The sequence below is a fragment of the Flammeovirga aprica JL-4 genome (assembly GCF_012844305.1).
In the GTDB taxonomy this organism is placed as follows: domain Bacteria; phylum Bacteroidota; class Bacteroidia; order Cytophagales; family Flammeovirgaceae; genus Flammeovirga; species Flammeovirga aprica.
Genome location: NZ_JABANE010000017.1, coordinates 1 through 23,620 on the forward strand (window position 1 = coordinate 1; position 23,620 = coordinate 23,620).

17 protein-coding genes are annotated in these 23,620 nt (G+C 33.9%); 11 read left to right on the forward strand and 6 right to left on the reverse strand.

Annotated features, from left to right (window positions below):
* Positions 1-86: 86 nt before the first annotated feature.
* Both HHU12_RS08175 and HHU12_RS08180 read left to right on the forward strand, forming a co-directional pair.
* On the forward strand, positions 87-1,790 hold the full coding sequence (locus HHU12_RS08175) for a hypothetical protein (protein ID WP_169656251.1): 1,704 nt from the start codon (positions 87-89) through the stop codon (positions 1,788-1,790).
* A gap of 340 nt (positions 1,791-2,130) precedes the next feature.
* A complete protein-coding gene (locus HHU12_RS08180; protein ID WP_169656252.1) occupies positions 2,131-6,339 on the forward strand; it encodes a caspase family protein in 4,209 nt (1,402 codons plus the stop codon).
* A gap of 11 nt (positions 6,340-6,350) precedes the next feature.
* Here the strand turns inward: HHU12_RS08180 and HHU12_RS08185 are convergent, their stop codons facing one another.
* The gene (locus tag HHU12_RS08185; protein WP_169656253.1) at positions 6,351-6,953 is read right to left on the reverse strand and encodes a TetR/AcrR family transcriptional regulator; all 603 of its coding nucleotides are present in this window, start codon (positions 6,951-6,953) and stop codon (positions 6,351-6,353) included.
* A gap of 109 nt (positions 6,954-7,062) precedes the next feature.
* On the opposite strand from HHU12_RS08185, the gene HHU12_RS08190 reads away from it, so the two are divergent.
* The 7 genes from HHU12_RS08190 to HHU12_RS08215 all read left to right on the forward strand — a co-directional run bounded on the left by HHU12_RS08190 (position 7,063) and on the right by HHU12_RS08215 (position 12,530).
* Positions 7,063-8,196 carry an FAD-dependent monooxygenase gene (locus HHU12_RS08190; RefSeq protein WP_169656254.1) on the forward strand — a complete coding sequence of 378 codons (1,134 nt, stop codon included), beginning with the start codon at positions 7,063-7,065 and terminating at the stop codon, positions 8,194-8,196.
* Positions 8,193-8,627 carry a DUF3995 domain-containing protein gene (locus tag HHU12_RS08195; protein ID WP_169656255.1) on the forward strand — a complete coding sequence of 145 codons (435 nt, stop codon included), beginning with the start codon at positions 8,193-8,195 and terminating at the stop codon, positions 8,625-8,627. The genes HHU12_RS08190 and HHU12_RS08195 overlap by 4 nt, the downstream gene beginning before the upstream one ends.
* A 36-nt stretch (positions 8,628-8,663) precedes the next feature.
* The gene (locus HHU12_RS08200) at positions 8,664-9,491 is read left to right on the forward strand and encodes a DUF4261 domain-containing protein (protein WP_205959823.1); all 828 of its coding nucleotides are present in this window, start codon (positions 8,664-8,666) and stop codon (positions 9,489-9,491) included.
* Positions 9,492-9,702: 211 nt separating this feature from the next.
* Positions 9,703-10,377: a VOC family protein gene (locus tag HHU12_RS08205; RefSeq protein WP_169656256.1), complete on the forward strand. Its 675-nt coding sequence runs from the start codon at positions 9,703-9,705 to the stop codon at positions 10,375-10,377.
* 142 nt (positions 10,378-10,519) lie between these two features.
* Complete coding sequence (locus HHU12_RS35005) at positions 10,520-10,849, forward strand: VWA domain-containing protein (RefSeq protein ID WP_205959824.1); 330 nt, start codon at positions 10,520-10,522, stop codon at positions 10,847-10,849.
* Between the two features lie 84 nt (positions 10,850-10,933).
* Positions 10,934-11,992, forward strand: coding sequence for a vWA domain-containing protein (locus HHU12_RS08210; protein ID WP_205959825.1), 1,059 nt, complete (start codon positions 10,934-10,936; stop codon positions 11,990-11,992).
* A 169-nt stretch (positions 11,993-12,161) separates the two neighbouring features.
* Positions 12,162-12,530, forward strand: a complete 369-nt coding sequence (locus tag HHU12_RS08215) for a phage holin family protein (protein WP_169656257.1) — start codon at positions 12,162-12,164, stop codon at positions 12,528-12,530.
* A gap of 88 nt (positions 12,531-12,618) precedes the next feature.
* Here HHU12_RS08215 and HHU12_RS08220 read toward each other — a convergent pair whose 3' ends face one another.
* Positions 12,619-13,092 (reverse strand): methyltransferase family protein, encoded by a 474-nt coding sequence (locus HHU12_RS08220; RefSeq protein ID WP_169656258.1) that lies wholly within the window; start codon positions 13,090-13,092, stop codon positions 12,619-12,621.
* Between the two features lie 1,311 nt (positions 13,093-14,403).
* On the opposite strand from HHU12_RS08220, the gene HHU12_RS08225 reads away from it, so the two are divergent.
* A complete protein-coding gene (locus HHU12_RS08225) occupies positions 14,404-16,608 on the forward strand; it encodes a SulP family inorganic anion transporter (protein WP_169656259.1) in 2,205 nt (734 codons plus the stop codon).
* Between the two features lie 106 nt (positions 16,609-16,714).
* On the opposite strand, the gene HHU12_RS08230 is transcribed toward HHU12_RS08225, so the two are convergent.
* Both HHU12_RS08230 and HHU12_RS08235 read right to left on the reverse strand, forming a co-directional pair.
* The gene (locus tag HHU12_RS08230; RefSeq protein ID WP_169656260.1) at positions 16,715-17,884 is read right to left on the reverse strand and encodes a WG repeat-containing protein; all 1,170 of its coding nucleotides are present in this window, start codon (positions 17,882-17,884) and stop codon (positions 16,715-16,717) included.
* A 180-nt stretch (positions 17,885-18,064) separates the two neighbouring features.
* Entirely contained in the window at positions 18,065-19,381 is a 1,317-nt protein-coding gene (locus HHU12_RS08235) for an O-acetylhomoserine aminocarboxypropyltransferase/cysteine synthase family protein (protein WP_169656261.1), read from the reverse strand.
* 398 nt (positions 19,382-19,779) lie between these two features.
* Between HHU12_RS08235 and HHU12_RS08240 the strand changes: the two genes are divergently transcribed.
* Positions 19,780-20,640 carry a hypothetical protein gene (locus HHU12_RS08240; RefSeq protein ID WP_169656262.1) on the forward strand — a complete coding sequence of 287 codons (861 nt, stop codon included), beginning with the start codon at positions 19,780-19,782 and terminating at the stop codon, positions 20,638-20,640.
* 79 nt (positions 20,641-20,719) lie between these two features.
* Here the strand turns inward: HHU12_RS08240 and HHU12_RS08245 are convergent, their stop codons facing one another.
* Together HHU12_RS08245 and HHU12_RS08250 are read right to left on the reverse strand one after the other, a co-directional pair.
* Positions 20,720-21,802 (reverse strand): heparan-alpha-glucosaminide N-acetyltransferase domain-containing protein, encoded by a 1,083-nt coding sequence (locus HHU12_RS08245; RefSeq protein ID WP_169656263.1) that lies wholly within the window; start codon positions 21,800-21,802, stop codon positions 20,720-20,722.
* A gap of 3 nt (positions 21,803-21,805) precedes the next feature.
* Complete coding sequence (locus HHU12_RS08250; protein WP_169656264.1) at positions 21,806-23,617, reverse strand: IucA/IucC family protein; 1,812 nt, start codon at positions 23,615-23,617, stop codon at positions 21,806-21,808.
* Between the last annotated feature and the right edge of the window lie 3 nt (positions 23,618-23,620).

Consider the following 23,620-nt stretch of genomic DNA (forward strand, 5'->3'; position numbering starts at 1 on the left):
TGGTAAACAGTTGTTTCTTCAATTTTCAAAAGCTCATTTTTAGTTATACTTTAAAATGTCTCAATACTTAAAACAAACTTTTAATAATGTCATTAGAACTAACAAAGAAAATTGACGGAGAGTTATCTTCAAAAGCATCTGAACTATTAGATTTAGTCTTAAAAATTTCTACAAAAAATGGAAGTGAGGGCTTGAGAGATACTTCCAAGCAATTACTAATTTTAAATAACCCTGAGTTGATAAGTGACATCAAATCTCTTACAAAAGAGTTGCAAGATGAAATAGATCAGACAAATTCAAAAAATGATTCTGAGTATTATAAGGAGGAAGAGGAGAGAAAGCAAAGGGTTGCAAAATTTATTGAGGGTAATCAAGAAGTTACAGACCAATATATTGCTTATCTGTCTTCTGATGACAATGATAAAATTGAAGAAACGGTAGATGATATCGCACTTTATTTTCCCAAAGAAAAAACAATTAAGGAGGAGAAAATCTGTAATCTGTTTAAAAAATTAGTGGAAAAAAGAACCTTAAGAGGTTTCTTAGAGAGGTATGTCATTGAGGTATTAATCAACAATGTTTCTGATGGTCCTGCTTTCTTAATATCCCTTATCTTAGATAAAAACTATCCCTATGCATTGGAAAAACTGGCAAAATTTGGGAAAGATGATGATGTTATCTACCAAAAAATGTTCTATGACCTTTTAGCAGGGAAATTAGAATTTAACAGTAGATTGTTTGAAGTGTTTAAATTAAAAATTCAGGAAGAACACTCATTGAGCAAATCTGTGATTAATATATTAAAACATGTATATCAGCATAATTTATACGAGAAGAGTGATTGCATAAATCTATTTATTCGTCCTGCTAATGCATGTTTTTTTAATGAAGTAATGGATTATTACTATTCTAACCATTTATCAGATTATAAAAAACGTGACTTATTATCTTTCTTCATTAAAGTCTATGATCCTAATGAAAAGATGGCTTTTCAGTTTTTAGATGAAATAAAAAGTCTTTCCAAAGAACTCCCAAGTTATACTTTAGAAATGCTATGCGATCTTCATAGTATAAATCCTATTTTGGATTTACGAAAAGAAATTTTTAATATTCTAAAGGTGGTAGATCCTAAAGAGTATCATGAATTGGCGAAAACCGTCAGTCAATCAAATGTTATGAATTTAGAGAACTATCTTATGATGTATTGGCCTGATCGAAATAAGAGAGATGCCTTTATTCAAGAATTGAAAAATGTCAGAATTCCCTATGAACAAATCTTCAACGATTTAGCCTATTTAGATATTTTTGATGGTCAATTAGAAGATGATTTTCTTCTTAAAGCAGAGGAAAGATTCCTGGAATATGGTTATCAAAAGAAAGCTCATTTTATCATTGAAGACTTACCTATGTTCGACCTTATAGCTGAAAAACATGGGATTGCTAGATTAGATTATTCTTATCTTATTTCAAATGTGTTTTCCTTAGCAGAGTCTGATATTGAGTGTAATATAATTTGTGATTTGGCCTATGAATTAGAAGAAGATTATTATAGGTTTATTGTCGTTTTTGAGGTGAATAATATAACCTATATCACTACTTTAACGTGTGGTCACTTACTGGAATACTATGATTTAGATAGTGTATTAGAAATATGTAATGCAATTTTAGAGAAACAATCTATCACAAAAACATTTTTCAGATTACCAACCGATGGCGATATTCCAGTGGTATATGCTGACCGTAAAGGCTTTGAAACTTACTCTAAAAAATATGAACTGAGTTTTGAATAGAGCAAGATGAAGTTTGAAATGAAAAGGATTGGGTTTAGTGCCTGATCCTTTTTTTATGAGCGTTGATCAATACAGTACTTCATGTATAAAAGTTTTGCTAGTTTGTAAATCTTTATATCTTTGAATTTAGTACTAGGACAAAAGTAAGTAGACATTTTTTTATTCTGTTCTGGTATTTCATCAACTGAATGTTACTTTTTAAGACAAATAACGCATGTCTATTCGTTCCAAACTTTTTCATACATATTTATTTTGCATTGTACTTCACTTATTTGTTCATAATGTATTTAGTCAGGACACCTTATCCAGCAGAGGTCTTGTACCAAATTTAGACCAGATTATGAATGAAAATATTGAGAGTAAAAAATATGCTCTCATTATCGGTTCTAATCAATACGATGGCAAACCGATGTGGAGTGATCTTAAAAATGCAGAATACGATGCGACAAGTATGAAAGAAATACTTGAAGTGAAGTATAAGTTTGAAACACAGTTGCTCTTGTCTCCAACGAAAAATGAAGTATTGAAAACCATATTTTCATACCATAAGAGACTAAATAGAAATGACCGTTTCTTAATTTTTATTGCTGGGCACGGAGATTATGACAAGGCGATGTATAATGATGGATTTCTTGTATTCAAAGATTCGAAACCTTCTGATGAAGACTTTGCAAGAAGCACCTACCTTGCCTATAATCAACTGAATGGAATATTAAATTCTTTACCCTCCCAACATGTAGGCATTATACTAGACGTATGTTTTGGTGGTACATTCAACAGCAAAGTAAATTCTTATAGATCAGCAAACGCGACCTATAATGCAAAAAGCACAGATGCTTATGTCCGTCAGAAACTATCTAAAAAATCAAGGCTGTTTTTAACATCAGGAGCATTGGAACCTGTACCTGATGGATATAAAGGTAAACATTCGCCATTTTGCTACCTCTTGCTAGATGCTTTAGAAAATGGTAATGATAAGGGTTATCCAATCACTCTATCATGGATGCACCAACAGGCTCAGTTAAATATTACAGAGTCTATGTATGGCTTTTTTGGTGACAATCAACCTGGTAGTGAATTTATTATTGGAGGAATCAAAAGTGCTGATAATTCCTCACTTGTCAATAAACTTTTAGAAGAGAAAGAGTTAAAAGAAAAAGCAGAGCGCAGGGAGAGAGAAGCTAAAAGTCTTTTGTTAGTGCAAGAGGCTATTCAAGCAAATCAAGATCACAAGAGCAGTACAGCATTTAAGAAAATTATACAGGCTTATCAATACGATAGCACCAATTATAGTGCAAAGGAATTGTATTATAAAATGATGCTGGAAAATGATCCCATCTATTTGGATGAAGTGTTAAGTACAGATCCACTACCACTTGAAGAGTTAGAAATCATAGAGACAACTCCCTTAGATATAAAACTGGATTGGATTATAAATGTAAATTATGAAAAAAGAATTATAATTGCCCAACAGCAAACTAAACTACTCACTGTTGATTTTAACGGCTTTATTCTCAATACTTATCAGACGAAATTAGAGGCTGATCAATTAATATATGGTGGCTATTTTTTCGATGAAAAATTCTATTTACCAATAAATGGAGAGCTGATTATTTTTGACTATAATCTAAAAAAACTGGGCCATTATAAAGAACCAGAAAACCTTAGTCTATATGATTTATCAGAAGATGAAACCACTACTATATTTTTTAATTCAATAACCAACAAATATGAATATTACCATAAGAATAAGTTGGTAAAAGAAATAATAAAACAAGATGATGAAAGCGCTGTTGAAAGTATTTATTTGGATACGGATAAAAACTTAAACATTAGACTATACTACTTAGGAGTATATAAAGATGAGACATACAATACTACCGGCAAAAAAATAAGTAGGAAGAATATTAAAAACAATAGAAGAAAGTATTATAACAACGGGTATTCAAGTGTGATGGATACCGAAACAGAGAAAGTAGTGTTTTCATATATGGAGTCTGAAAATTTTCAATTCAACTATGACTCAATTACAGATGATGTGTTCCATTTTGAATATGAAAATGAAACTCAATTTCTGAAAAGTAAAGTGCGTTTTAAAACTAAAGGTGGAATTATCTATGATAGTTTTAATAAGAATAAAATCAGTGTAAATAATGATTCCCCTTTTCCTGTTGACTATTTAGTGTTGAATGACAGTACTATTATTATCGCCCATAAAAATGATATCTGCATTAAGTCAACCAAAGATCAGAAGGCGCTTTTAAGGAAAAGAACGCAGGACTTTGTGAAAATGGTAAAGAACCCAACTGACAATACATTTTACCTTTTAACCGGAGATTTACTTTTCCATTATAATACTATGGGAGAGCAAATTGAAGTACTCAAATTATCAGAGAAAGCAATTGATATGGAAGTAAGCCCTAAAGGGGAGACAATTGTGATTTTTTACCAATCTTTCTGGTTATCTACATTAAATAAAAATTTCGAATTTATATCCACTTTTATTCATACTGACCCTGTTTGGTTCAATCGTTCTTATGAAAGTAGAGTCAGAAGAAAAATAAAATTTTTAAATGAAGAACAGTTCTTAGTCTTTGACATAGAGCATAGTAGTTACACCTATGCAAATATTCTTTATAATATTCGCTTATTTAATAGGGAAGGAGAAGTATTAACTACATATGATGAAAGTGTACTACATGAGGGAAGTAGCATTTTTAATAACATGATCAATGTTGAAGATGGTAATATGATCTTTTCAACATTTATCGATAATGATAGTGTAAATTATGTTATTGAGATGGATAAAGAGGGAAATATCATTCATAGCTTTGGAAAATGGAATTTAAAAAAGAATGATAGTTACATTCATGCAAACGTGCATAAATTAGACTCATCATGTTTTGTAATAGTCAATAATAAAGCTACTACATTTTTCCAGAAAGATAATAATGAGTGGATTAAAGTTGACTCTATTAAGCTTATCGCTGATAATAGCTACGACACTACTTACACAGTTTTGCATCCTTCAGAACTATCCATAATACCAGAATTTGATTTTGAGTATCCATTTTTACCTTGCTATGTAGACGATAGAACTTATGGAAATCAGTATAGTTATTACAATTTAAGGAAGAGTAGTTTTGATTCTGAAAATAAGCAAATAGAGTTTATAAAATATGACGGGAGTAATAATTTTAGATCCATTAATGAGACACTATCAATATCAAATAATGAAGGAGCAAGAGAATATGATATACTCAATACCCAAAAGCTAGATAGTGACTATGAATTTAAACTATTTGATGATTTTAAGATTAAAAAGTTTGACTACGTAGGAGATAATATTTACACCTTATCTAACAAGGTTAAAAAAACATTTAAGTATACTCCTGATAGGGCATCTTCCTTTATTTATATCCCTAATATTATTTATAACCAAAATATTATTAATGACAGCCTAATTGTTGGTAAGCATTTTTCAATTGGAGATTTCATCTATAATCTAAACAGTAAAGATTCTTTAAAAGATATTTCTATAAACTCTAATTGTAGGGTAGAAAGTAATATATGTTTATCCTATGAAACAACATATGGAGATACAGTAACTTCAATAACTACAATAATTAACCTGCTCAATAATAGAAAGAAAGTACTAAATAATGAGTACAAATACCCTAACTTCAATAGTTTAAATAATGATTATTTCTTTGTTTATGAAAAAGATTCAATACTTGATGTCTATTCCTCTGATCAACTAAATAAACTATTTTCATATTCTATAAATGATTCAATTTTTCATAAAATAAAAGAGCACCATGAAAATAATAACTACTACACTGAGCCATCTTGGGTCGGTAGTTCCAATTCAAAGTTTATTTATTCTATAGACGGTAATTATTATTTTCGATACTATGATGTTTTATTTGAAATAGATTTTAATAATAAAGACTTGTCACCTGTTGAGAAGGAATTAAAAATAACATTAAACAATAACTACTTAGTAGAAGAAAAGGATAAGAGTACTATTAGGTTATATAGGTTACAAAATAGGAAAGTTCCGAGTTTTATGAAGTCCATTTCTGACTGGAATTATTATATGACTGATACCACTTTATCAGAAATTAAACTACCACTCAATAGTAAGGAAGATTTTATTAAAAGTATGTATTCCGACGAAAATTATTTTTTAGTTAAAAATGCAGAAAACACCTTCTTTTTTGACATAGCCCAAAACAAATTTTCAGTGAAATTCTTGAATAAATTCAAGTCTATTGATAAAATCAAGTACATCAAGGAAAAGAATATTTTTATTGGATATAAAGACAATAATCTCTATTTCTTTGATCACAAGGGAGATGAAACTATGACACTATCATTGAATAATAAAGTGGCAATACTTGATATTTATAATGATAAATTAAAATTTGTTTGTGGAGGAAGGTCTGAAAACGGTTCTAATATTTATTTGAATGGAAATTACAATATTTTTGAAATTCCTTTATTTGATGTGTGGTTAAAAGATATTGATAAAGTGATTAGAAATTAATTTGATTCATTCTAACTTTCCAATTTCTGTGCAGGAAAATAATCAATATACCTTTTCTTTCCCTTTTCCGTCAGATAAGGAAAAATACTCTGGCTGATAATTAAAAGATAATCTTCGATCACACTTTCAGTGAGAGATGAAGCTTGGACCAGTACAGATGAAAACCAGAAATTACTGATCACTTCCACTCGCTGGAACAACGTTTTATATTCATTTTTTAAAAGTTCCTTACGGAATAAGTTGTGCTGCATCATCGTCTCAACCACCATTAAAAATTGCTTTTCTCTCTGTTTGGAAAGAACAGCATAATGTTGTTTGATCTTCAGATTATTTCTGAGCACCGTCACAAAATCCAATAAGAAAAAATGGTACTCAAACATTATGGTAATCATCTGTTGGGAAGTTTTAAAAAACGAATCCAGCAAATCATTTTCGTTTAAGAAGAGAATACCATCAATCTTTTCGGCTAACTGAAAGTAGAGAGCTTCTATGATGTCTTCTCGCTTTTTAAAATGATATTGCAGGTTGCCGATACTGATACCTAAATCATCACTGATAGTCCTTAAGGATACATTTGAAATTCCTTTTTCATTAAAGAGATCTAAGGATTTCATTAAAATTCTTTGTTTGGTAGTACTCATAAGTGCAAATATATAATAATTAGTACAAATGTACTATTTTAATTTATTTTTAGTACGTTTGTACTAATTAAACAGTAACACTATGAAAATTGACATTATAGGAGCAGGAATTGGTGGACTAACTACTGCCATTGCACTTAAACAAAAAGGATTTACGGCAAGGGTTTTTGAACAGGCCAAAGAAATCAAGCCTGTGGGTGCTGGAATTATTTTGGCCAACAACGCCATGCAGGTGTATGAAAAGCTAGGGTTAAAAGACTTTATAGAGCAAAATGGCAACCCGATTTCATCAATGAATATTACGAAGGCCAATCTTCAGCAAATTTCTGAAATTGACCTGACGTTTTTTGAAAAGAAATATCAGGTAAAAAATATAGCTATTCATAGAGGTGCTTTACAGCAAATTTTAATGGAACAGCTTACTACTGAAGAGCTTTATTTGGATCATCAACTGCACAAAATTGAATCAAATCAAGAAGAGGTTCTATTACAATTTGAAAATGGTCATCAAGAGCAATCCCCTTTAGTAATTGGTGCCGATGGATTGAGGTCAAATGTAAGACAACAGCTTTTTGACAAAACGACTATCAGGCATGCCCATCAAATTTGCTGGAGAGGAGTTACAGATTTTGACTTGCCTGATCATTACAAAAATGAACTCAATGAAGCTTGGGGGAAAACAGACCGTTTTGGTTTTCTACAAATTGCAGAAAACAAAGTGTACTGGTATGCATTAAAATCGTTTTCTGATCATAAAGAGGAGTTTAGGGGAGAAAAGATAGAGAAGTTCTTCACCGAATATCATCCTATTGTCAATGAAATCATTACTTCCACTTCTCAAAATCAAATCAATACTGCAGAGATCTCAGATTTAAAACCAACAAGGCAGTGGTTTCATCAGAATGTGTGTTTAATGGGTGATGCAGCACATGCTACAACTCCCAATATGGGGCAGGGAGCATGTCAAGCGGTTGAAGATGCTAATGTGCTCGCAGAATGTTTGAGTAAGTATAAAAGTCAACAGGCATTTCAAGTGTTTCAGAAATTAAGAATGCCCAAAGCACATCAAGTGGTAAAAACAAGTTGGAGGGTCGGAAAAGTAGCTCATCTTTCTAATCCAATTTTAAGATGGTGTCGTAATCAATTGATGCAATTCACACCGTCATCTTTCAACCAAGAGCAATACAAACAGCTCTTTAAAATTTCAAACATATGATCACAATTATTCTTTCTTCTCTTCTGGTACTGCTATTTACTTTTTTAGGCGGTATTCATTTCTATTGGTTATTCGGTGGAAAATGGGGTGTTCATAAAGTCATCCCTACTAAGGCCAATGAAGCTACAGCCTTTGAAACGCCACCAATAGCCACATTTATGGTAGGGATGATATTGTTTTCCTTCGGCTTGATTTATTTTTTGAAGCTCAACCTATTCATTCCTCCTGTGTCTGAAGAAATACTGCGTTATGGTTATTGGGGAATCCCATTTATTTTTATCCTACGTGCTATAGGGGAATTCAATTATGTTGGTTTCTTTAAAAGAGTAAGAGGTACTGAGTTTGCAGAGGCCGATACTAAATTTTTCTCTCCCTTATGTTTGGGAGTAGGGGTGATAGGGTTAATGATAGAAGTGGTAAAATATATTTGACAGCTTAATATAAAGCAACTATTAAATCTCAAACTAATGAAGAAAACTTTAAATGCAGCAACATTATTTATGATGCTGATGACGCTATTTAGCTTTCGTGGAAACTCAGAAAATACAACAGAAGAAGACGCTAGTATTTTAGGAATGGTACTTCTGGAAGAAGCAAACTCTTTAGACCAAGACGGGGTATTCGCTGATTTAGAAAAGACTTGGAACCTCAAGATTACTTCAAAGGAAACGTCAGATGTTGCCTCTGTATTCACAATAAACGGATACAGTGTTGTCGTTGCAAGTATGGACGTTCCTATTCCTGGAGATGAAGTGAAGAAGACTGCCGAATACAGTTACTTTTGGCCGAATGGCATTACAGAGGCTCCTAAACATAAAGGGCACGTGATTGTATCCATCATGAATGCAGGTAAAGATCCAATCAAAGAAAATATACTTTTTAACCAAGTTGCTGGAGCGGTTTTAAAGAACAGTAAATCCACAGGTTTTTATATGGGGGGACGAAGTCTTTTGTTGAAAAAGGAATTTTATCTTGCAAACATGGAGAGGATGTCTAAGCAGGACTTACCTGTGGGCAATTGGGTATATTTTGGTTTTAGAGAAGAAAACAATAAAAGATCAGTTTATACCTATGGGCTTGCCGATTTTGGAAAGCAGGAAATGGAAATTGTCAACTCAGCCAAAAGCTTAGAGGATTTGAGTTTAATCATTTATGACATCACACATTATGTTTTGGCTTATGATGTAACATTGAACCACGGAGAAACGATTGGGATGACTGCTGAGCAAAAACTTCCAATTACAGAGTCAGAAGGAAGGTATCTTGAAGGAAATACATTGAAAATAGAATATTAAAAATTTGATATCAGGGCGTTGTTTTTACATCGCCCTTTTTAAGTAAAAAATCAAATTGTACTTATTATCTCAAAGTAACATTTTCCATTAAACGAATAACTCAACTAACAAAATCGTGACATTAGTAAATTCTAACCAAGCAAGGAATGATATTAAAAACAATTTTCCTTTTATCTTAGTGTAGAAGAAGTTTTACAACCAATCCATCATCATGAAAATCCAAAAACTTTATTTAAACACTCCTCAATTAGAAGAACAGTTACAATTCTATAAAAATATTTTAGGCCTTCCACTCAACTATAAAAATGAAACGTCAATCGCTTTTCAAATAGGTCAATCTGAACTGATTTTTCAACATTCAGAAGAGAGTAAACCTTATCATTTTGCATTAAATATTCCTTTTGAATTAGTAGAACAAGCAGTGGAATGGGTGAAAGAAAGAGTAGTGATTTTAAAAGAGGCAGACTCCGATATACAAGACTTTTCAGCGTGGAAAGCAAAGGCCATTTATTTCTACGATAAAGATGAAAATATTGTAGAACTGATTGGAAGAGAAGATGTGAAAGGAAATGGAGATAAGAATTTTTCTGCTGCTTCTATTATTTCAATTTCAGAAATTGGTGTGCCTTCCACTGCTATTGAAAAGGTCTATCAATCTCTTTCTCAAGTGATCGAGTTGCCAATCTATGATGGATCTTTTCATCGTTTTTGTGCCGTAGGTGATCCAGAAGGATTGTTTATTTGTATTAATAATGAAAAGAAAGGAACATGGTTTCCAACAGAAGATAGTGCACTGTCTTCCGGTTTTAAAATTGATTTTTTAGAAAAAGGGAAAGAAGTGAAAATGGTTTACAATGAGAAAGAGGGGCTCTTCGAAAAACAGTAAATCTCTGATTGAATAATTGCTTGATTTGTGTTAAGTACAAATTTTTTGTCATACACCTTATTTGCATTGTTATAGTACTGACAATAAAAAACCGCAAACTAATTTTTATCTTATTATGTTACTCAACAACAATGCGAATAGAATGAATTTCAAACTATTCAGCACACTCTTCTCTCTTCCGTTCCTTATTTTCAGCTGTGGTGTAAATGAAGATGTGAATGCCCCTGATATAGGTATTTATGATGATTCTTTTTACGAAGAACTTCCTGAAACACTCCGGGAAAATTACAAAGACCATGGTGAAAACCCTTTTATCGATGTAGTAGAACAACCGCTTTCTACTTTTTCAATTGATGCCGATGGTGCTTCTTATGCTAACATGAGAAGGTTTATGTACTTTGGGAGAAAACCTCCCGTTGCTTCGGTGAGAATTGAAGAGTACCTCAATTACTTTACTTATGATTATGCTTAGCCAACAGGTGATGAAAATGTAAGCCTGAATTCAGAACTTGCCACTTGCCCTTGGAACGAGGAACATCATTTGATGCGAATCGGGATGAAAGGGAAGACGATTCCTCAAACTTCACTGCCAAGCTCAAACTATGTATTCTTGATAGATGTTTCTGGTTCTATGAGTTCAGACGATAAGTTGGGAATATTGAAAGCAGGTTTTAAAACTATGGTAGATCATCTTAATCCCACCGACAGAATTGCTATAGTCACTTATGCCGGTCAAGCGGGGTTGTTGTTGAACTCTACTTTTGGAGATGAAAAACAGAAAATTAAAGAGGCAATTGATCGTCTTGGAGCGGGTGGCTCTACAGCAGGTGCAGCAGGAATTACAACAGCCTATGCTATTGCCAAAGAAAACTTTATTCCAGGAGGAAACAACCGTGTTATTCTTGGTTCAGATGGTGATTTTAATGTAGGTCCGTCAAGTACAGATGAGTTGATCGAATTGATAGAAGAAATGAGAGAAACAGGCATCTACCTCACTGTTTTGGGAGTGGGTACAGGCAACCTGAATGACCATATGATGGAGCAGATTGCCAATAAAGGCAACGGAAATTATGAGTACATTGACAATGTGAAACAAGTGGAAAAAGTATTTGTCAATGAGACTGGAAAGTTTTACACAGTAGCCAAAGATGCTAAAATCCAGATCACTTTCAATCCTGAAAGGGTGAAATCTTACCGTTTGATTGGTTATGAAAATAGAAAATTGAGCGAAGAAGATTTTGAAGATGACGAAAAAGATGCAGGAGAAATCGGTTCATCACAGACAATAACTGCGATTTATGAAGTGGCTCTATTGGATAATACGGTAGGAACAGAATTTGCCACTTTTGATTTCAGGTATAAAAAGCCAGATGAAGAAGCATCAAGAGCGTTAACGCATAAAATTGACACTAATCCTGTCGATATTTCACAAGCATCAAATAACATGAAATTTGCGGTAGCTGTAACTGGTTTTGGATTAATGATGAAAGAGTCGGAATATAAAGGAACCGTTTCCAAATCTATGATTTTAGACCTTTCCAATACCTCTGATTCTTTTGATCAATTTGGTTATAAAAATGAGTTTAAAGAATTGGTGGGATCTTATCAAGAATAAAATATTTTACTCAAGAACTAAACACAAAACAGTTGATAACTCATTTTGTCTTGGTTCTAAGTAAGAAAATAACGTTAATAAATCTGATTGTTAATTGATTTTCATTTACTTTGGAATGACTTTTTAATACAAAGTACTTATAAACCAAAATCAAGAAGAAGATATTAATATGAAAGAATTTATTATTCGAATTTTAGTTTCAGCCATTGCCGTATGGGCATGTGCAGGCTTTTTCCAATGGATTGCTCCAAGTTCAGGAGTACATCTGACAAATTATGGAACAGCAATTTGGGCCGCTTTGGCCATTGGTTTTATGAATGCGATTGTAAAACCAATTCTGACAGTATTGACACTGCCTATCACAGTATTAACATTAGGACTTTTCTTATTAGTGATTAATGCCTTAATGTTCTATTGGGCAGGTTCTTTGATCAATGGTTTTGGAACAGGCGGTTTAATGATGTCATTCATATTCAGCCTTGTTTACTCTACAGTATTGACGTTCCTTGATAGTCTTTTTGGAGTGAAGAGAGACTAAGCTTCTTCTAAAGAAAAAATAAAAACGCTTCATTTTGATCCCATTCAAAGTGAAGCGTTTTTTGTATTTGTAGCTTTTATTGATCAACCTACCAAACATAAGGCACTAACCGCCATTTTACAACACTTTTGTAAGTTTGGTATTCAACGGTTTTTGATAGCAACTTTTCCTCTTCTCTAATTCTCAAAATCAAACTTCCTATAAATAATAAAAAGGCAATCACAGAAAGAAAAGAAGTATTGACCATGCAACATGCTAAAGTCATCAGCATTTCTCCAAAGTAGCCAGGGTGCCTTACTTGCTGATAAGGTCCTTTTGTGGTTACTTCTCTTAAATTGGGGCAGATAGCGAAATTTTTACCTAAATAGAAAAAGGAAAAAATAGTGATAGCCACACCCGTAAAAAATAATCCTTCAATAAAAGGAGAAAGATTTTGAAAAGAATGAGTCATTTTAAACAAGAATCCTCCAAGCAGGAATGAAGGGACGCTAATGATCATAGTAAACGTAGAACCTTCCTCAATGACAGGTTTTCTTAGTATAAACAGAGTGCCAATAAACATGTTGAGTATTGAAGCAGAGATCCGAATAACGGAAAACTCGGTGGTAAAACACTTCACCAAACCCATTATTCCCCATACTATTATAGATAATCCTAGAAGGATGTTGAAAATAAACTCATTCTTTCTCATAGACTAATAAATCCAAAATGGCCAGTCAAAAATGTAACTCATCAAGTTTACTCCAAGTAAAATTAAAATGTAAACCCACCAGTTTGATCCGCTGCTTTCTTCTTTCATAATAAAAAAATGTTTATTCCTACTCATATGGCCTTTCGGAGTTTGCCCCGTTTTTTAAAGTGGTTTCAAGTCTCCACAAATCATTTGCTTTTTATATTTAGCACACTAAAAGTTGAGAAATGATGGCTCCATCTTAGTTTTTATAGATGTGATGCCTTAAATCCATTTGCTTTAAATTGTCTGCTTGTATTTCTGTTTAATGAATTAAAGATTGAAATTCTTCAATTTATCCGTTTGCTTATTTGTCGTTTTAGCTAATCACTCGATGAAGAAATGATTATGGCATAAAGTACTGCATTAAATTTAGTTTACTCAATAGTTTTAATTCGATCCCTAATTTATAGTTCATTTATTGAAAATCAAATAATAATTATTTTTATTTTTTGATTAAAGCTTTCATACTCTTCATTCCATTTTCTTTAAGTACTATGACAGAAGAAATGGAACAATAATTACGTGCACCATGACTGAAGTCATGGGCAGGTGATACAGACTCTACCAACACTAAAGTGTTGCTTACGTTATCAATCTTCAAGACTTTAGTCTTGATTAGATTGTTATATCACCTGCCCATAGTTTTAACTATGGTGCACGGAACACTCGTTTACTTTTGTCACAGTACTTAAGACCTCTACACTTAGGTGTTCTAAATTCGACTTTTTACTGCAATTTATTATTTCCAATGACTTTATTCTGAACTAATTCTTTCAGAATACGGTTCAGACTGTATGCTACCTTTTAAGAAGAGATTACTTCGTCAAGCCAATCAATCGAATTTGTAAGGAGTATTTTTTTAGCATTGAGTAGTTTTTATGAGGCTCTATTCAGTTGGTGAATAAAAAAAGACAACTGAAATTTAGTTTTTGTGTTGTGTAAAATAATAAATCTCTGAGTTTAAGATAACGCTGAAATACATTGTTTTAAGACCCAATAAGACAAGTAATCCTAAATATAAAAGCGCAATTCATTAAAAATATTTATGTAAATCATAAAATCAATTAATAGTATTTATGCTATTAATCTGAAATGGATTGTTCAATTTTGAGCTCAGTTTGAAATTACAATTAGGAAAAAATGATTAGTAAATCCATCAAATCCAACTTCATCTCTGGCTTTTTAGTCTTTCTGATTGCACTTCCACTCTGTTTGGGAATTGCAAAAGCAAGTGGTTTTCCGCCTATTGCTGGTATCTATACTGCTATTATCGGCGGACTCATTGTCACTTTCTTAACGAAAGCACCGTTGGCCATTAAAGGGCCTGCTGCAGGACTAATTGCTATTGCGATCAGTGCTGTGGAAGAACTGGGAGGTAACGATCCTATTTTGGGTTACAAGCTGACCTTGGCTGTGATTGCCGTATCAGGTGTACTTCAAATTCTGCTGGGATTTGCCAAGTTTGGTAAAATGGGAGATATGTTTCCCATCTCGGTGATTAGAGGTATGCTAGCCGCCATTGGTGTTATTATCATCAGTAAGCAGGCCCATGTGATTTTGGGAGTAGTACCAGAAGCAAAATCTGCTTGGGGATTACTGGCTGAAATTCCTCACAGTCTCTTACATCTCAATCCTAAAGTGGCTGCCATTGGTCTATTAAGTTTAGCTTTACTTTTCGGTCATCCTTATATAAAGAATGCTACAGTAAAGAAACTTCCCGCACCGCTACTCATATTGTTAGTGGCCATTCCGTTAGGCTTTATATTTAATCTTTCTGAAGAGCACAGTTACAGTATTGGCACCATTGATTATAATATTAACCCATCACAGTTTTTAGTAGTACTACCAGAAAGCTTTTTGGGAGGTATCACGTTTCCTGATTTCTCACAGCTGTTGACCTACACTTCTATCAAATATATCTTGATGTTTGCTTTAGTGGGAAGTATAGAATCTGTATTGAGTGCAAAAGCGGTAGATGCTTTAGATCCGAAAGGAAGAGTGACAAACTTGAATCAAGATTTAGTAGCAGTGGGTATTGGTAACACAATTGCCGGATTGATTGGTGGTCTGCCAATGATATCTGAAATTGTAAGAAGCTCAGCAAATATTAATTCTGGAGCAAAGGGAAGAATGAGTAATTTCTATCACGGTCTTTTCTTATTACTGTTTGTTGTATTGGCGGCCGCTGTGATTAAAACAATACCAAATGCAGCGTTGGCGGCAATGCTAGTATTCACAGGTTTTAAATTAGCTTCTCCTAAGGAATTCAAAAAAATAAATAATGTAGGTATAGACCAATTAATGCAATTTCTAACCACTTTGATTGTTACACTCATGACAGACCTTTTGGTAGGTGTAGCAGCAGGTATTGCATTAAAAGTGGCTATTGAATTGGTTCAAGGTGTGAAACTCAAGGAAATGTTTGATCTAAAAACTCAGATTTCTGCCTCTGAAGATGGTTTAGTAATTAAGTTTACAGGTGTAGCCTCTTTTATCAACTACCTTAAGTTTAAATCGCTGATCGATGCACAGCCTAAAAACCAGAAAATCGTACTTGATTTCAGTGATGCCTATTTCATTGATCATACATTCCTCAGTAATATTCATAACATTCAGAATAAGTTTATGAAAGAGGGAGGAGAATTGATTAAGACAGGATTTGAAAACCATCACTTCCAGTCACAACATCATTTATCTTCTCGCAGGCTAGTGACTAACCCTTACCGTCAGTCCAATCCGAAATACGAATTGTCAAAACGTGCTGGAGCCATTCAAAATATGGCACTTGTACATGAACTGGATTTCGAAGCCAACCTAAGTCCATCTTTTGTAAGACCTTATTTGAGTGCGTTTTCGATCCTATCAAGACTTAGAAGGGCACAAAACTTTGTACTTGGCACAAGGGAACATTACAGCTTTATGATTTGTGATATTACCTATGTCAATGTAAGTGACTTTTCTACAGAAAGCCGTACTGCCACAATAGCGTTAATATTCAATATTGCGAAAGGGGGCATCCCTGATTTCTACACCAAAGAAAAAAGAGATCTGTTTGACTTCGTTACACAATACGATTTTGACCTGATGCCGAAATCCAACACAATGCCTTTCAATGTGTTTGGTAATAATAAACAGCTTGTGGATTCATTCTTTACACCTCAAATCACAGAATTGATTGCGGAACAGCCTTACACCATAGAATGTAAGCGTAGAGAGATGCTGATCCACAAAGAATGGGAGACGGTTTCTGAAGGTAAATCATTAGAGAATATGTTGTCTTTTGTAGATCAACTCGCTTCTGAAGTGGTAAAGAAGAGGTTGGTAGAAGCGCAGAAAGTGAAATAATAATTTAGAATACATTTATATTTTGAGGGGCCCCAGAACATTGTTTTGAGGTCCCTTTTATATTCATTAATTTTTTTCTTTTATCCTAGATTTAAAGGTTCAGCTATTACTTTTTGAAAAACTCAACACCTTTTTCATTGATATACCCTCGTTTTCCTTTCTTTGTTACAAGAGAATATCCCTTTGTAAAAGGGGCTATATCGTCATAAATGGCATCGATTTTAATAGTCTGATCCAGGCTGAATAAGCCAAACTTTTTCTTCTTTATATCGTTACTGAATTTGAAAAAATCGGTATAGCTCAATTTCTCAAGCGAAGAGAAATTAGTCGGCACTTTTAGCTCACCATTGGTGTCACAGAATCCCCAGTTCCCTTTCTTTACATAAAACCCTTTTTCGTCAGAGGACATTTTTAATGCTTCATAATCAAAAGGAAGAGTACTTTTAAAATTATAATCTAATACACCCCATTTACCATTGGACACCGCTAAGTAATTTCCATTTTCGTAGATTAAAGAATCATATTCATTATGCAGCAAAACAGAATAATGTTGATCCATTACTCCCCATTTACCATTTTTCTTGAACAGTTTTTTTCCATTAAATTCAAGATCAATAAGGTTATCATATTCAAAGGCTAGCTTTTCAGTATTTCTAGTGGTGATAATGCCCCATTTTCCATCTTTCATCGCTAAAAAGTAAGGCGTTTCTCTATTGCCAAACATAGAGATCATATCGGTATCAGCATAAATAAGGCTGTCATATAATGGTTCAATAGTAAAACCACTCTTTTTGATCTTAAAACCGACTTTATCATTTAGTTTAATGAGTTCAATCTTGTTTTTGTAAGCAGCGGTTTCCTCCTCCTCATCGGCAAACATGAGGCTTACCGTTGAAATGACTTTTCCCGTGATGTCAACAATGCTTCCTTTTCCATTTTCATAAACTAATAATCCGCTGACAACGCTACTTTTATTGGAAGCTTTCTCATCTTTCGCATAGTAACCTTGGAAATAAGTACCCACCGAATCATACTTTGCTTCTAATACCTCTTTACCTTTAAGATCGATGAAGCCCCATTTATTGTCTCTCTTAAACGCTGCCAATCCACGGTTAAAAGGAATAACATCCTGATAAACAGGTTTGATTTTCACAGTGGCTGTGCTGTCAGCAAATCCCCATTTATTTTTAAATCTGTAAGGGACAAGCTCAAAATCCTGTCCATAACTATTGGTAAGGATAAAAAAAAGTGAGATCAGTAATAGTGTTGCTTTCATAATAGTTTTACTTAATCATTTAAAATGTGTTTCAAATTAGTTCTTTTTTGATAGACAAGGATGAAAAATAGAAACTAATTCTTTTTTAGAAAATCTATTTATAAGGGGGAGTTAAATACAAAACGCCCCATTTTGATAAAAAATGAGGCGCTTCAATAATAAATATTTTTAGATTAAAACCTAAGCAACAGGTACTTGTGTTTTCTCCAATGCTTGTTCGATATCTGCTAAAATATCATCAATATGCTCATAACCTGTAGAGATTCTGACCATACCCGGTGTAACACCACTTGCAATTTGCTCTTCTGCACTCAATTGTTCGTGAGTAGTAGAAGAAGGGTGGATCGCTAAAGTTTTAGCATCACCAACATTGGCTAAGTGAGAAACAAGGTTTAATGAAGAAACAAAAGTTTTGGCTGCTTCATAACCGCCTTTTACTTCAAAACTGAATACACCACCTGCACCGTTTGTCAAGTACTTTTGTGCTAGCTCATAATATTTGCTTGATTTCAAACCTGGGTAGTTTACTTTTTCAACTAAATCGTGAGCTTCCAGCTTCTCTGCAAGTGTCTGAGCATTAGCCACAATTCTTTCCATACGTAAAGAAAGTGTCTCTAAGCCTTGTGTCAATTGGAAAGAGTTGAATGGGCTGATAGCAGGACCATAATCACGCAGGCCTTCTACTCTTGCTCTGATAGCGAAAGCAATGTTAGGTAAACCAAGTGGGTTGCCTTCTCCAAATACTTCCCAGAATTTTAATCCATGATAACCTTCTGAAGGTTCTGTGAAGATTGGGAATTTACCATTACCCCAGTCGAAGTTACCACCATCAACGATGATACCACCGATAGAAGTACCATGACCGCCAATCCATTTTGTAGCTGATGCTGTCACAATGTTGGCACCATGTTTAAGCGGTTGGAATAAGTAGCCGCCTGCACCAAAAGTGTTGTCTACTACCAATGGAATTTTATTTGCTTTTGCGATTTGGGCAATTTTCTCAAAATCGGGAATATTCAATTCTGGGTTACCGATCGTCTCAAGGTAAATCGCTTTTGTTTTATCATCGATTTTGGCCTCAAATGCTTCAGGAGTATCACCTTCAGCAAATCTTGCTTCGATACCAAGACGTTTGAACTGTACTTTGAATTGGTTATAAGTACCACCGTACAGGAATGATGAAGAGACAAAGTTATCACCATTTTCCATGATGTTTGTCAAGGCAAGGAATTGAGCAGACTGACCAGAAGCTGTTGCTACTGCAGCTACACCGCCTTCCAAAGCGGCCATTCTCTTTTCAAAAACATCAGTTGTTGGGTTCATGATACGAGTATAGATGTTACCAAACTCTTTTAAACCGAAAAGATTGGCAGCATGTTCAGCGTTATCAAAAACATATGATGTAGTTTGATAAATAGGTACGGCTCTTGAATTAGTTGTTGGGTCTACTTCCTGACCAGCATGTAATTGTAATGTTTCGAATTTGTAATCGCTCATTTCTTAGTATCTATTTTTAAATAAACAACTTAATTGATAATACAGATTCAGGTGAAAAGTAATACTCTACTGAATCTATAGGCAAAATAAAGATAACTTGGGTTACAATCAAAATATCCGACATAAATTTTGCAGAATTTAATATAATGCTTCTTTTGTTTAAAAGATAGTAATTAATGACCTATTTTATTGAAAATTGAGAAGCGAATAATGCTGTTAACGTGATTTGTATAACAGGAGTATACGATGTTAAAAAAGCTCACTTTGGTAGTTGTATTTATTGTTAAATCACAATCTATCTTAATCTTTCTAAATGTATGATTATGAGTTTCACAACTCTTTATTAAAGCAGGTAAATTTGTGGCTATACTATAATACTTACTTACTACCGTACTAAATTGAAACATTCACTTTACTTTATTATCACTATTTCTTTTGGACTGAATTTCTTAGGATGTAAAGCAATTGAAAACCAGAATGAGGTTCCGAAAAAAATAACTTATAAGACTATTCACAAACAAGAATTAGACTTACATAAAAAGAATATCACAGGCATGGTGTATTCCAAAAATCTGAAGTCACTATGGGTTCAGACGAAAACGGACAATGAACCTTACTTGTTTTTAATTAATCCAGCTACTGGAAAGACAAAGGAAAAAGTATTTGTCAGAAGTACTTCCTTGGGTTGGCAGGGTATCTCAAACCATGAGAATACGTTGCACATTGGTGATATTGGAGATCCTAAAAAAAGAAGGAGAAACATTCAGGTGCTTTCTATTTCTGAAAGGGAAATCCGTGAGCAGTTTGCTGTACCTTCTATGAAGACTTTCTCCTATCCCAAAAGTAAAAAAGATGCCAAGGCAATGGTGTATCATCCTACTATGAAGAAGTTTTTTATTTTTACCTATGGTGAAGAAAAGACCGAAATCTATAGTGTTTCTTCAAAGTTGAAGAAAGGAACCCTGGAAAAAGTGGGAGAGTTGCCAATTGCTGAAGTGACAGATGTGCACCTTTCTGATGACCTTTCAGAAATTATGATTGTGACCAATTCTGAAGTGAGTGTTTTTGCCATCAAATCGGATAAAGATATCTTGACGACAATAGAAGATGGAATGCCTATCTTCCATAAAAAATTAAATAAGTGTACTTTCAAAAGTGCTTGTTTTTACGGAGAGAAAAATGCGTTGTGTTTGTTAGTACATAATCCTAGACACGATAAAACATATTATACTTTAGAGCAGAAGGAAGGTTATTTTTAGGCTCTATTTCATCTAAAAAACCACCTTAAAAATTAAGGTGGTTTTAGGTATGACTCTTTATAGTTATAGGAAATTGCCCTTACTGAGGAACAACACTTTCAGTAAGAGTTGATTTGGTTTTGATCACTTTATGAATAGCGGTCAATAAAGCGAAAACGAAAAACGAATACATCGGTATGATCATTAATACACCTTGTTGATTCATTGTAGCAAATCCGAACAGACCCATTCCCCAGTCAATCACCACCCATTGAAGGAAATAGATTAGGGTCACGTTCTTACTTGCATAAACCAGAAATTGAAAGAAGTTAGTCTTTAATATGGCTTTTGAAATAAGGTGAGAAATATAAATAAATGAGGTGTTGACACCGAGTAATAACAGCATACCACCCGGGCCTAAGTGATAGTAATCTCCAAAATGATATTCATAATCAAAATAGCAAAGTGAAGCACCTATTACCATTGTTGAAATAGACAGTATAACTACCTTTTTATAGAAAGCAGGAATATTGCTTTTATCATCCTTATAGAGTTCCCCCACAAATCTGCCCAACAAAATGAAACCCATCCAAGGGAATATTGGAAAGTAGACGTTGTATTGATTACCCCAAAGTAAATCTAATACATAATCAACGCCATCAATTCCTAATCGGATACCGCTTACTGCTCGGGAGAAAAGTATGATTCCCAATGCGGCGGCAAGAATAACATATTTGTTTTTGAAAATTGGGACACATAAACTCATTATGATCAATGATACACCTGCTAATTGTAGAATATCACCAAGCAAGAAAAAATGTATAGAATTATCCACAAGATGCTCCGGGTTTAATCCATGAGCAACGATCAGATTTTTAGGGAAAAAACCCAGGAGCATCGGGATAATAAATTTAAATGTATTGAGAAGGTAGCCAATACCTAGTATTTTAAAACCTCTAATGAGTAATGCCTTGAAACTTTGACGCTTGGAGAAGACAAATGAAATACCCATTGCTACCATAAATGAAGGACTTCCTCTTTCAATCCATTTCATGATAAAACCCAAGTTAGAATCGCTCCAGGTTTCAGCCGAAGCGTACATCATCATACAGTGCAGAGGAATAAGAAAAAGTACACTGACACCTCTAAAAAAGTCAAGTGAATGTAATCTTTGCGAACTCATAATTTATACAAGATTGGGTTGAAATTGATGAATAGGATTGTCGATCCTACCGATAAATTGAAGACTGTTGACAGGGTCAGTGAGGTCTACCATTTGTTTATTGTTTTGAAGTTGAAGACGGTTTAAACAGGAAAGAATAAAGTCCTCACTGAACAAATCACTTTTAATAAATTTATCTGAAAGGTGTCTATTTTCTTCTTGGTAAGATAAAATACAGTGGCTGACTAATTCCCAGAACTGATTTTCTTTCATAATATCATGCTCTTCTACAATTTGTCCGATAAAACGGAAGAAACAGTCAAAAACATCGGTCAAGATACTTAAAGCTTTTATCTCATCGGTAGTTTTTACCACTAATCGCTGAACTGGTTCAGGCAATCCCTCTTCTGCTTCAAATAGAACCACTTCTTCTGTAATATCTTTCATAAATACCCCAACTGGAACATTATTCTCCATCCTTAAAATAAGGTTTTCACCATGAGGCATAAAGGCAATTTCATGTTGGTAAAGACAGTGAAGAAGTGGTTTGAGATAAACATTTAAATAACAACTCATCCATTCTTGAGGAGTTAATTGAGAGGTTTCAATGTAAGCTTTAAGTAAGGCGTCACCTTCTGGCGTGATGTGTAGAAGGGAAGCCATAGTAGTAGCTTTCTGTCCTTCTTTTAAATATTTTTCAGGAGATTCTCTCCACAGCACCGCCAGCATTTTATTGTAGGCATTGGTTCTTCCGAGCGATTCAAAATTAGTATTTCTATACCCAAGCGTAGCTACCTCGCCCAGCATCTCAAAACCGTATTTCTGCAAATATTCATCCTTTTGAAGTTTAGCATTGATCCACTCCGTAATAGAAGGGGTAGATTGCATATAGTAAGGAGATAATCCACGCAAAAATCCCATATTCTGAATAGAGAGTGCCGTTTTTACATAAAACTTTTCAGGATAACTTTTATTGAAAAGTGTTCTGATAGATTGCTGAGGTTGGTAAGTATCAGCACCTTCGCCCAATAAGATTAATTTCTTTTTAGTGATGTCTGATGAAAAAATAGTAGACAATTTACTTTGCCATTGCCAAGGGTGCATTGGGAAAATAACATAATCTTCTGGGTCTAGACCTCTTACTTTGAGTACATTTTGGAAAATTTCAAATTGAGCTTTTCCCATTTCCTGATGCATCAAATCTTCATAATTCAGCCCAGCAACAGAGGTAAATGTAGCCACAGAACGGTGTCCTGCTAACCACAATAATTGAAACCCTTTTGAAGCCTCAGGGGAATAGTGCAGGAAGTCTTCAGCAGTAAAGCCAATTCTCCCACTGTTGGCCACAAAACAAGGGTGTCCTTCAATCATATTACCCTCTATTGTCTGGAAACTTGAATTAGCAAGAGTAAGTGCATTAAGATTGTTGTTTGAATATTTATAATTTAAAGAATAAAGCGTATTGGTAATCTCTTCCAAATAGGTCGGTAACATATCGGCAGGGATTTCCAATTGATCTTTAAATTCCTGAATAAAATCTAAAAGGAAAACGTCTACTTTCTTTCCATAGACTTGCTTAACAATGGTATCTGCTTTGATCCACCAGTGATCTAATTGCAAGACCTTTGCTCTGAAAATATAACTGACTTGCTGATCAGTACTTTGAATTTGATAAGTAGAAAATTCATCTTCAGAAATAAGTGCAGGGCTGATCAGTTTTTCATGAGCAAATTCGCTGATGGCCTTGCTCACATACTTCAAATTGACTTTTTGCCATGTTGAAGCCTCTAGATGATCAATGGCTTCTTTGTGATTGGCTAATGTTAGTGTATTCATGAT